Here is a 10,993-nt window from a genome sequence, read left to right on the forward strand (position 1 = left end):
CCGCGTCCACAACCGCAACAACCCATTCACCCTGCCCACCTCCCCCCGATCCAACAACGACCCCACCAACTCATCCGCCTCCGGATCCCACACCGTCAACGGATCAACCCCCTCCCCACCACCAGCCACCGACCCCGACGGCGACCACGACCACGGCACCGCCCGCCCCGGCACCCCCACCACCGACAACGCACCCACCGCCCCCAACACCCCACCAGCCCGCAACGCCTCACGCCTACTGAAACCATCCATCACAACACCACTCCTCATTGAGCCGGGGCGTCACCGTGACATGCGACGAGAGTCGGCGACGCCCGTTTCGCGCCGTCGCAACGATAAGAACAGTGATTAACTTAGCAAGCGGCGACACCCACTGTCTCCACTTTCGACGACTTGCTGGTACAGCCTCGCGCGGTAGCGAACGATCCGCGCCCGGAGGCAAGATCACCGATCACGACCAGCAGATTCACAGCTGTGCTGCGCAGACTTCGTAGTCAGTCGGCGTACCTGAGCCGGATGATCCAGTAGGGGAAGCACTTCAGGGCATATCCCCATCCATCGCTAATAAGGAGTCACATAAGAGAGGACCGGAAAGCCTCCTCGACGCCCCCGCGTTCGGCTGTGTGTGGACAGACGAAACGGGCCGGGCGGTTGTTCCGCCCGGCCCGTGTTCTCGTCGAGGTCAGCGACCGGCGTGGCTGTGCTGACCGCCGCGCACCTTGGCCTCATTGGGCTGGGCTTCGGCGCCCTTGCGTCCGGCCGCACTCGGATCGGCGGAGTTGCGGTCGCCGAAACTGCCGGTGCTGGCCCGGCCGCCGCGACGCGCCTGCTCCTCGGTATCGGAGCGGTTGCCGAACTGCCCGGGGTTGTTCCGGTCTGCCATCACGTGCTCCTTTCGGTAGCGGATGAAACCGACTGTGGCTCTTGGCGCCACGTCTTCGCGCTACCCGCACTCCGGTGGGCGAATCAGCCTCCGCCCATCTTCATACGATCGAAAAGAACTGCCCCACGGCCGCTCCGAGTACCCGTCAGCCGAACGCGTTATCCGGCTGCCGATCTGCTCGTAGACGTTCGAAACGGCCGGGCGGAACATCCGGGTGATCCGTCGACTCGACCGAATCGCCGTACCTTTCAACACAATCGATGTCCCCCGCACCGAGGACGCGCCGGACTTCCGCGACAGTCTGTTCGGCGTCGAGGTGCCCGGTGTCGAGCGCATGGTCCTCGAGTTCCCCTAGGTCCGCGAACGCGGTGTGCATGCCGGGGATCGCCTCGACATCCTTCAGTTCGTGCGCGGCGCGCTGCTGCGCACGCGCCGACGTCGTGTCCAGGTCGGGCCGGAGGACCAGGTACGACAGCGGCGGGCGGTCGCGTTCGGCGGCCACGCGAAACGGCGTCAGGAACCACGGCCCCTCGGGAATCCAGGTGCTCAGCGACTCGCTCCAGCCGTAGCGACAGCAGCGCCGATGAAAACGAGTAGTCGCCTACTCACGATCAGGCGACTATCCGCGACGAGCATTCGGTACTGCGAAACCCTTCGTGACCGGTAGGCGTCCGGAGTCGGCCGAAGCCCATCAAGGGCGACGACGAACCCCGCCGGGTCGCGGCTCCCACCGGCGGCAGTCTCGGAAAAGGCGGAAGAAATGAAAAAGTACGAAGTTCAACCTGGCGACACCCTCTCCGCGATCGCGCATCGCGAGTACGGCGACAGCAGTCTGTTCCCGGCGATCGCGCGCCAGAACCATCTCGCCGATCCGAATTCGATCGACGTCGGGCAACAGCTCCTGCTCCCGTACATCACCCGGCGCCACCTCGTCACCACCGCCGACTCCACCGCGGCGCGCAAGCAGATCACCCAGCGCTACTACGGCAGCGAGGACACCCATGTCCAGTTGATCTGGGAGGTGGTCAACGGTGTGGCACAACGCGAGATACAGCAAGGTGCGTGGCTGCACATCCCGGAGCTGGCCGAGGTCGGCCACCACACGGTGACGGAAGGCGAGACTCTCGCGGTACTGGCCGAGCGCTGGTACGGCGACGACCACCTCGCCCTGCTGATCGAACTGGCGAACCACCTGCCCTCCGGGAGCGAACCGGCTCCCGGCCACGTTCTCATCGTGCCCGGCCTGAACCGCCGCCAGACCGTCGCCGGCGATACGCTGCGGACGATGTGCCACCACGCGTACGGCCCCGCCGACATGGACACCAGGGTGGGGGTGGTCGCGGCGGCGAATCACCTCGCGGATCCCGACGCGGTCTTCGCCCGGCAAGTGATCCACTTCCCGTCGTGACCCGCGGGACGGCTACGCCCTCGCGCCGTTGCGGCGGCGTTCGGTTCTGCGGCGGAACAGCCAGGTCGACAGCCCGGTGACCGCGAGCGCGAGCGGAGTCAGGCCGAAGACCAGCCAGACCAGTCGCCACCAGCCGTTCACCAGCCAGCCGAAGTGGGCGGGTTCGAAGACCTTGGCGTAGAAGGTGTTCGCCAACGGCCGGTTATGGCTCGCGTCGACCACCTTGACGTCGGCCTCGTCGTAGGCGTTGACATAGACCAGGACGTCACCGCTGTAGAAGAGGCGATGCTCGCGTGGCGAGTAGGCGCCGGCCACGGCGGCGCGGTAGTACGGGGCGGTGTCGGTGGGCAGCAGCAGGTAGGCGAGTCGGCCCGGCGCGGCGCGCTGCGCGATCGCACCGGCCTCGCCGATGGATAACGGAGCCCGGCCCGCCACGCTCGAGCGCGGCTCGAAGGACCTCTCGGTTCGTTCCAGCGTCGTGTTGCCGCCGGTGGCGACGAGCCAGGCCCGCTGGACGGCCGGCCATTCGATGGTGGTCCCGGTGATGCCCCACACCAGCAGGAAAGGTACGGCGAGAACGCCGATGACGTCGTGCAGGTCGCGGTCCCGGGCGAAGCGCCCCTTCCGCAGGCGGACCCGGAACCCGTTGCGCGACCGCCTGAGCGACGGCCACCAGATGACCACACCGGACACCGCGAGCGTCACCAACAGTGTGCCGAGCGAGCCCAGGATCACCGCGCCCCACTTGATGTCGATGAGCGGAGCCTGGTTCTCCATGATCGGGATCGCTCCGGAGTAGCGCGCGCAGCCGAATGCGCAGTTGTGCAAGTTGGCCGACCAACCCAGCACACCGTCGGTCAGGTTCACCCGCTCGTTGATCCGCCCGGTACCGGGATCGACGGAGTAGGCGGCGGTGTACTGCGCGTTTCCGATCGCGATCACACCGCCGTCCACGCCGACCCAGCCGACGGCGAAATCGGGATCGGTCGCACGCACCAGCGCGACGGCCCGCTCGGTGTCGATCACCGGTGGCGCGTCCGTGTGCCGATAGAACGACGCGTGCTGGGCCCGGAACAGTTCGGCGTGGTAGAGCAGGATCGCGCCCGATGTCGATTGGACCACCAGGACCGTGCCGAGGATCAACGCCGACCAGCGGTGAATCGAGATCAGTGCGCGCCGTAGCGGTTTGCGGGATCGCTCGCGCGAGCGGACGATCCGCTTGCCGGGCTCGTGCACCACCGTGCTCGCGTTCATAAGGTTAGGCTAACTTGAAATAAGCCCTTCCCAGCTTCGGCGAGTTCCCATCCGCCTCGGCCTCCCGATCACCCGGCGGGCATGAGGTCGACGCCGTATCCCGGGTACATCCGCGATGCCCCTCCCGTCCGGAACACCTCGACGGGACCGACCACCTCGGTCGCGAGCCCCGCCGCCCGCATCGCGCACGCTTTGAAAGCCCGTCCGGCCAGGCTGACCCGGTGCTGCACCGAACCGACCCGATGGTCGAGTTCGACGGGAAGACCCTCGCCCCACATCGTCACCTCGGTACGCCCTCGGTCGAGACTGTCGAGCACGCCGTCGCGAACCCGGCTGTCGGACAGATACGTCGCGGAGGCGACGGCGACCGCCTGCGGCCACGTCTCGCGCACCGGCGCGGCCGAGAACTGCTCGAGGTCGAGCACCGTCGCCCCGAGGATGCGCAGCGGGCGGGTGTCCCCCGGATCGGCGACCAGCACCGTGACCTCCCATCCCGCGATGGTGCGATCGAAAAGCCACCCGCCGGTCCAGCGCACCACCTCCGCGATGTTCGGCGCGACCACCGCCAAGCGGTACCGATGCGGGCACCGGCGCGTCCGGTCTCGCCAGCGAGTGAAGGAGGGCGATACTGGAACGCCTCGGTCAACGGAATCGACGGATCGTACAGCCATGGTTCCCATCCCGGTGTCACCAATGAAGATTTCGACAGGTCCGGCCGCGGACACCGACTCCGATGGGTACCAACCATCGCGCCGGCCATCACGGATCAGCGAGCCGCGCGGCCGAGGGGGCGGCCGCGTGCCGAACCAGCGAAGGATCCGGAGAGCGGAGCGGCGGGTGAGAGCGGATCGCCGAGCCCCTCGCCGGAAGGTTCTGCCGCACACACACTAAGGCGGTCCACGATCCGATGACGGCGCTTCTGCCGAGCCGAATTGTGACCTATATCACCGAGTCAGCAATTGACTGGTCAAGACGCTTAATTCACCTACCGCAGCCCGTACGCGCCGACGCATCTCCACGCGTTCACGACTGCGGGGCATTGGAGAACGGGCGGGCGCGCCTTGCCCGGCCGACACGGAACGCGAGTGATCACCGCCCGTGCCCGTTGCGCGAGAATGCGTTATACCAGCGCTTTTCACTGCCCGGATATTTGAGTCACAGTCGGCCCCCAGCCCTGCGGGAACCGGGACCGCGGTGCGCGGGCAGCTTGACGAGACCGCGCTCATAGGTCAAACTGGTTACCTACCGGACAAACCTATCCGGATCGTCCACCGGTCCGGAACGTAGCCGCTGGCAATCACTCGGCAATCACATGTCGAGAGTCTTGTCATGCGACGATTCCATCTGCGACCGAGGGGGCGGCATGGGCAAGTCGGCGTCTCGGCGACGAGCACCAGGAGACGTATGCCAACGCCCACCAGTCGCGCCGATCCCGAGGACTCGCTCACCGCGACAGCCTTCGACCTGCGCGCGGGCGCCATCGTTCTCGCCGAATTCGGCGCTCCCCCGGCCGATCCGTTCAGCATCCGGCACCGCCTGGCGGACCTCACGCCGCTCGGTGCGCCGGTCCACCCGCTTCCCGGGCACCTGCACCGGCTCGGCATACTGCTGCGCTGCTGCATCGACCACATGGCGATCACCGCGGAGATCGCGCAGATCCACGATCTGATCGGGCTCGCCGACGAACTCGTCGAACTGGTGGACATCATCAGCGACTCCGCCGTCTACACCGCCGAAGGCGTTGTCGCCGTGGCCGATTCGGCACAGCGATACGCACACGCCACCGCGGTGAGATTCCGTACCCGCGGCGCCGACGCCACGGTACACCGGATGCTCGCTCGCTGGTCGGCGGAAAGCGGAATAGATTTCGGGCAACGCGAATTCGCCAACGGGCTCCTGCACGTCATCCGGTCGTTCGAGCGCGTCGCCGACGAGCTGGCGTCGATCGAGCGCGCGCCGTGACATCCGCGCGCGCTCTCAGCCGCGCAACGCGCGATCCAGCAACGCCCATGCCTGCCGGGCGGTCTCCTTCTTCGACTGCGCGTCGGTCTTCGACAGCACGGCAGCCAGCATCGCCAACGCCAAGACCACGTCCGCGGTGGTGATGTCCGCGCTGATCGTGCCGCGCTGACCCGGATCCTCCAGCTTCTCCGCGATGAGGGTGATCAGCCGTCGCGCCACCTCGAACAGGCGCATGTCGTCGGTGTTGGTGGGGTGGATCATCGCGATGAACGCCGCCGAGGTGGTGATCTGCTCGACCATGATCGCCAGCAGGTCGTCCAAGGTGACCGCGGGATCGGCGGCCACCGCCTCGATACCGTCGATGTTCTCCTCGAACACCGCCAGCGCGATGCTCTCCCGTGTCGGGAAGTGCCGGTAGAGCACGCCCTGCCCGACTCCGGCGGCCCGCGCGATGGAACTGAACGGCGCGTCGAAGCCACTGTCCGCGAAAATTTCTCGCGCCGCCTGGATCAAGGCCGCCCGGTTGCCGGCCGCCGCCTTCGGCCCCCTGTTCACACGGCGTGGCGAGGTCATTCGGGCAAGATTACCGGACCATTGCGGCCGTCCTTGCCCCACCGAGCACCCGGCACCGAGACGTTTGAGCCGCGCCCCATCGACGTGGCGTCGTGATCCGACGCACGCTACGAAACCGCCTGCTGCTCGGCGAGTTCGGCGAGGCGGTCGAGGGAGGCCGACAGTTTGTCCGCGGTGGTCGCGCGGGCGCGGACCTGACGCTTCTCGTCGGTGAGCGACGTCCAGTCATAGGTATGGGTGACTCGGGTGCGGCCCTCTCCCACGGGCTCCAGCTCCCAGCGCCACAGGTGGCCGGGCGGCTGTTTGCCGGGCTCCGACGGGCGCCACGCGATGCGGCTGCCCTCGGCGAACTCCACCACGTGGTTGTCGCGGACGGCTCCGTTGGTCAGGGTGGTGCTGAACACGGCCCCGGCTTCCCGTACCCGCTGCCCCGTCGCGGCCTCGGCCAGGTTGTCGTTGCCGTCCCAGCGCGGCTGCTCGGCGGGATCGGCGATGAGCTCGAAGACGGCCGCCGGACCCGCGTCGATCTCACGGCTGGCGCTGACGATTCGGGGAGGCTCGTTCTGGTCGGTCACGTGCCGATCGAAACATCGAGCCGAGAGCGGAGCAAGCCTTCTGCTCGAGAGTTGTGGTAATTCACCCCGCGCCGATTCCGGTTCGGCGGCCGGTCCCGGCCACGGCGACCGGCCGGTGCGGTATGACTGATCCGACATCCGACCGACGAAGGGACGCGCTCATGGGCGAGCGAGTGGCAGTGGTTTCCGGCGCCGCGCGAGGGATCGGTGCGGCGATCGCCAAGCGCTTGGCGGCGGACGGGCTTCGTGTCGGCGTGCTCGACCTCGACGCGGCGGCCTGCGCCGACACGGTCGGCGCCATCACCGAGGCGGGTGGGCGAGCCGTCGCGCTCGGCGCGGACGTGTCGAACGAGGAGTCGGTCGCCGCCGCCGTCCAGCAGCTGGACGACGAGCTGGGCGCGCCGACGGTCGTGGTGAACAATGCCGGCATCCTGCGGGACAATCTGCTGTTCAAGATGAGCGTCGCGGACTGGGACGCCGTGCTGAACGTGCACCTGCGCGGAGCGTTCCTGCTCACCCGCGCGGTGCAGAAGTACATGGTCGAGCAGAGGTGGGGACGCGTCGTCAACATGTCCAGCACCTCCGCGCTCGGCAATCGCGGACAGGCGAACTATTCGGCGGCGAAGGCGGGGTTGCAGGGCTTCACCAAGACCTTGGCGTTCGAGCTGGGCAAATTCGGCGTCACGGCCAATGCCATCGCTCCCGGATTCATCGTCACCGACATGACCGCCGCCACCGCCGAGCGTGTCGGAGTCTCGTTCGGGGACTTCCAGAAGGCCGCCGGATCGCAGATTCCCGTGCAGCGGGTAGGCACTCCCGAGGACATCGCGCACACCGCCTCGTTCCTCGTGAGCGAGGGCGCCGGTTTCGTATCCGGCCAGGTGATCTACGTGGCCGGCGGCCCCACCGACTGATCCCGCAGCCCCGCCCGCCGTGCGGGGGCGGGGCGGGGCGGTAACGTCGCAGCACATGAACCGGCGTGCGGCTCGTCGTAGCATGACGAGCTATGTTCTCCTGCTGCCGAGCCTGATCGGCGTCGGCGCGTTCCTGCTGCTGCCGATCCTGGTGGTGGCCTGGCTCAGTCTGCACAGCTGGAACCTGTTGGGGCCCAGGGAATTCGTGGGGCTGCGCAACTGGCGCTCGGTGCTGGGCGACGCCGCGTTCGGCCATGCCCTGCTGGTGACGCTGGCGTTGACCGCCATCGTGGTGCCCGCGCAGACCGTGCTGGGTTTCACGGTGGCGGCGTTGCTGGCTCGGCGGCGCGGCGCGACGAGCCTGCGAATCATGTACGCGCTGCCGTGGATGTGCGCGCCGGTGGCGGTCGGTGTGGTGTGGCAGTGGATGTTCGCCCCCACCGGCGGTGCGGTCAACGCCGTACTCGGCAGGCGCGTCGAATGGCTGTCGGATCCGGCGCTGGCGCTGCCGTCGGTGGCCGCGGTGAGCGTGTGGGCGAACTTCGGGTACGTGGCGCTGTTCTTCGTGGCCGGGATCCGCGCGATACCGAGCGAGATCCTCGACGCGGGAGCGCTGGACGGCGCGACCGGCTGGCGCCGGATCCGCTGGCTGATCCTGCCGCTGCTGCGCCCCACCATGTTCTTCGTGCTGGTCACCGGGGTACTGACCGCGTTCCAGACCTTCGACACCGTGTACGCGTTGACCAAGGGCGGTCCGGGCGATCGCACGGATGTGCTCGCGATGCGAATCTTCTCCGAGGCCTTCGACGCGGCGCGTCCTGGCCGCGCCGCCGTCATGGCGCTGGTGGTGTTCGCGGTGATGTTCGCGATCACCGTGGCGCAGCACCGCTACTTCCGGAATCGGACCACCTATGAGTTCTGATCGCCTGCGTTCGGCCGCGGCCTACGCGGTGCTCTCGGCCGGCGCGCTGCTGACCGTCACGCCCCTGCTGCTCAGCGCCCTCACCGCGGTCAAGACACCCGACCAGTTCGCCACCGGGTCACCACTGGCCCTGCCGCATCCGGCCACCGCGGACAACTTCCGGACGGTGCTGGACTACGGATTCGGGCGCGCGGTGCTGGTGACCGCGCTGATGACGGTGTTCGTCACCGGCGGCCAGCTGGTCACCTCGGTGCTGGCGGCATACGCGTTCGCCCGCACCGAATTCCCGGGCCGCGACGGGCTGTTCTGGGTGTATCTGGGCACCATGATGGTGCCGCCGATGGTGACGCTCATCCCCCTGTATCTGATGTTCGCCGAACTGGGCCTGCTGAACACGTTCTGGGCGCTGGTGCTGCCGTTCGTGTTCGGATCGCCGTACGCGATCTTCCTGCTGCGGCAGTACTTTCGCGCGATTCCGCAGGAGTTGATCGGTGCGGCGCGGCTCGACGGCGCGAACACCCTCGACATCATCGTGCACGTGATGGTGCCGATGAGCCGGCCGGTTCTGGCGACCTTGACGCTCATCACGATCGTCTCGCAATGGAACAACTTCATGTGGCCACTGGTCGCGAGCAGCGGACGTTCGTGGCAGGTGCTGACCGTGGCGACGGCGAACCTGCAGACCCGCTACAACGCGCAGTGGACCCTGGTGATGGCGGCCACGACGCTGGCCATCGCGCCGCTGGTGGTGCTGTTCGTGATCTTCCAGCGGCAGGTGCTGCGCTCGATCGCGTGGACGGGGGTGAAATGAGGACGTCGACCCGCGTCGTACTCGCTGTCGCACTGGCCGCGGCGCTGCTGGTCACGGCCGTGCTGTGGCTCGGCCGCAGCGGCGATGGGTCCGGGCGTACCGTGCTGGGGCTGCGCGTCTGGGACGAGAGTCTCGTTCCCGCCTACCATGCCTCCCTCGCGGAGTTCGAGCGGGCGAATCCGGACGTCGAGGTGCGGCTCACGGTGGTGCCGTGGTCGTCCTATCAGCAGAAGTTGCGCTTGGACGTGGCCGGGGGCACCGCCGACGATCTGTTCTGGACCAACTCCTACGAGGACTACGCCGATACCGGGCGGTTGATCGATATCGGGGCGGCGCTCGGTCCCGAGGCCGCGGCAGTCTGGGATCCTTCGGCGGTAGCACAGTACACACGCGACGGAAAGCTCTGGGCGGTACCGCAATTCGTCGACGCCGGTACAGCGGTGTATTACAACCGGGAACTGCTCGCGGCCGCACACGTGGACCCCGCGGAGCTGAACGCGCTGCGGTGGAGCCCGGGCGGCGACGACACCTTACGACCGGTGCTGCGCAGGCTCGCGACGGCCGCCCCGTGGGCATACAACGCAGGCCACGACTTCCAGTCCATCGAGCTGCCCTATCTGGGCTCGGCCGGCGCCCGATTGCAGGACGACAACGACCACTTCGTCTTCGACAGCCCGCAAGGCGTGGCGGCGTTCGACTATCTGGTGCGGTTGATCGATGACCGGCTCACGCCCTCTCCCGCGGACACCAACACCAATCCCGACTTCGCGAAGAACGCCTTCCTGCAAGGCAAACTGGCGCTGCTGCAATCCGGGACGTTCAATCTCGCGCAGGTCGCGGAACGTGCCCGCTTCGGCTGGGGTGTGGCGCTGCTGCCCGAGGGCACCGCCGGGCGGGTGAGCACGAACAACGCGATCGGCGTCGCCGGTAACGCGGCCACCCGGCATCCGGACGCGGTGCGCCGGGTGCTGGCCTGGCTCGGCAGCGGCGCGGGCAATCGCTACCTGGCCGATGACGGCGCCGTCATCCCGGCGGTCGTCTCCGAACAGCAGCGTTACCGCGACTACTGGGCGGCGAAGGGAGTAGACGTCTCGCCCTTCTTCGACGTGCTGCGCGGTCCGCGCATCTCCTCCGGTGGCGGGCCGGGTTTTCCGGCCGCGCTCCGCGCCGTCGAGCCGATTCTGGCCGAAATGTATCTGGGCCGGATTCCGGTGCCGGAGGCCCTGTCCCGTGCCCGGAACGCGGCCGAGGCCGCCGTGGCGGAGAACTGAGCGAGTGTGCGGCGGAATGGTCAGGAGCCCCGGTCCACCCACCGGCGCTGTGCGGTGAACAGCACCGACGTCGAATGGCGGAATCCCAGCGCGTGGAGACGCCGTTGGATCTCCGCGCGCACCTGGTCGAACGAGTCGACGTCACGGCGGGGCGTGCTCGGACCGACGACGAAGGCCAGTTCCACATCGAGCCTGCTGCCGACCTTGGACGCACGCACGAAGAATTCGTCGAATCCGTACGCGGCGCGAAGCTCTTCGCACACCTCCTCGATAGCCGACGCGACCGTCTCCCCGGCGGCCATCGTCAAGATCTCCCGGAACGCCTCCCGGAACAACCTGACCGGAATCCACAGATAGATCACCGACACCACGATCACCAGGCTCGGATCCACGTACCGCGCGGCATAGTCGTGCCCGGTC

13 protein-coding genes are annotated in these 10,993 nt (G+C 67.9%); 6 read left to right on the forward strand and 7 right to left on the reverse strand.

The annotated features are described in order from the left end of the window. Positions 1–682: 682 nt before the first annotated feature. Positions 683–883, reverse strand: a complete 201-nt coding sequence (locus tag ON29_RS29895; RefSeq protein ID WP_040871462.1) for a hypothetical protein — start codon at positions 881–883, stop codon at positions 683–685. A 145-nt stretch (positions 884–1,028) separates the two neighbouring features. Continuing rightward, positions 1,029–1,385: a hypothetical protein gene (locus tag ON29_RS34130; RefSeq protein ID WP_051175750.1), complete on the reverse strand. Its 357-nt coding sequence runs from the start codon at positions 1,383–1,385 to the stop codon at positions 1,029–1,031. Between the two features lie 258 nt (positions 1,386–1,643). Here ON29_RS34130 and ON29_RS29905 point away from each other — a divergent pair, with 258 nt between their 5' ends. Continuing rightward, positions 1,644–2,291, forward strand: coding sequence for a LysM peptidoglycan-binding domain-containing protein (locus ON29_RS29905; protein WP_040871463.1), 648 nt, complete (start codon positions 1,644–1,646; stop codon positions 2,289–2,291). 12 nt (positions 2,292–2,303) lie between these two features. On the opposite strand, the gene ON29_RS29910 is transcribed toward ON29_RS29905, so the two are convergent. Both ON29_RS29910 and ON29_RS29915 read right to left on the reverse strand, forming a co-directional pair. After that, positions 2,304–3,545, reverse strand: a complete 1,242-nt coding sequence (locus ON29_RS29910) for a PepSY-associated TM helix domain-containing protein (RefSeq protein ID WP_083864157.1) — start codon at positions 3,543–3,545, stop codon at positions 2,304–2,306. Positions 3,546–3,613: 68 nt separating this feature from the next. Beyond that, positions 3,614–4,108, reverse strand: a complete 495-nt coding sequence (locus ON29_RS29915) for a hypothetical protein (RefSeq protein WP_245549245.1) — start codon at positions 4,106–4,108, stop codon at positions 3,614–3,616. 841 nt (positions 4,109–4,949) lie between these two features. On the opposite strand from ON29_RS29915, the gene ON29_RS29920 reads away from it, so the two are divergent. Next, positions 4,950–5,507, forward strand: a complete 558-nt coding sequence (locus ON29_RS29920; protein WP_040871465.1) for a hypothetical protein — start codon at positions 4,950–4,952, stop codon at positions 5,505–5,507. A gap of 15 nt (positions 5,508–5,522) precedes the next feature. On the opposite strand, the gene ON29_RS29925 is transcribed toward ON29_RS29920, so the two are convergent. Continuing rightward, complete coding sequence (locus ON29_RS29925) at positions 5,523–6,080, reverse strand: TetR/AcrR family transcriptional regulator (RefSeq protein WP_040871466.1); 558 nt, start codon at positions 6,078–6,080, stop codon at positions 5,523–5,525. A gap of 107 nt (positions 6,081–6,187) precedes the next feature. Beyond that, a complete protein-coding gene (locus ON29_RS29930) occupies positions 6,188–6,655 on the reverse strand; it encodes an SRPBCC family protein (protein WP_040871467.1) in 468 nt (155 codons plus the stop codon). A 161-nt stretch (positions 6,656–6,816) separates the two neighbouring features. On the opposite strand from ON29_RS29930, the gene fabG reads away from it, so the two are divergent. The 4 genes from fabG to ON29_RS29950 are packed head-to-tail and all read left to right on the forward strand — an operon-like array spanning position 6,817 to position 10,573. Beyond that, positions 6,817–7,569 (forward strand): 3-oxoacyl-ACP reductase FabG, encoded by a 753-nt coding sequence (fabG, locus tag ON29_RS29935; RefSeq protein ID WP_040871468.1) that lies wholly within the window; start codon positions 6,817–6,819, stop codon positions 7,567–7,569. A gap of 55 nt (positions 7,570–7,624) precedes the next feature. Further along, entirely contained in the window at positions 7,625–8,491 is an 867-nt protein-coding gene (locus ON29_RS29940) for a carbohydrate ABC transporter permease (protein ID WP_040871469.1), read from the forward strand. Further along, positions 8,481–9,302, forward strand: a complete 822-nt coding sequence (locus ON29_RS29945) for a carbohydrate ABC transporter permease (RefSeq protein WP_040871471.1) — start codon at positions 8,481–8,483, stop codon at positions 9,300–9,302. Before ON29_RS29940 ends, ON29_RS29945 begins: the two co-directional genes overlap by 11 nt. Continuing rightward, positions 9,299–10,573, forward strand: a complete 1,275-nt coding sequence (locus ON29_RS29950; protein ID WP_040871473.1) for an ABC transporter substrate-binding protein — start codon at positions 9,299–9,301, stop codon at positions 10,571–10,573. Before ON29_RS29945 ends, ON29_RS29950 begins: the two co-directional genes overlap by 4 nt. 20 nt (positions 10,574–10,593) lie before the next feature. Here the strand turns inward: ON29_RS29950 and ON29_RS29955 are convergent. Then, a partial coding sequence (locus ON29_RS29955) for a hypothetical protein (protein ID WP_040871477.1) occupies positions 10,594–10,993 on the reverse strand: 400 nt, incomplete at its 5' end.

This window comes from Nocardia exalbida NBRC 100660 (genome assembly GCF_000308575.1).
Lineage (GTDB): Bacteria > Actinomycetota > Actinomycetes > Mycobacteriales > Mycobacteriaceae > Nocardia > Nocardia exalbida.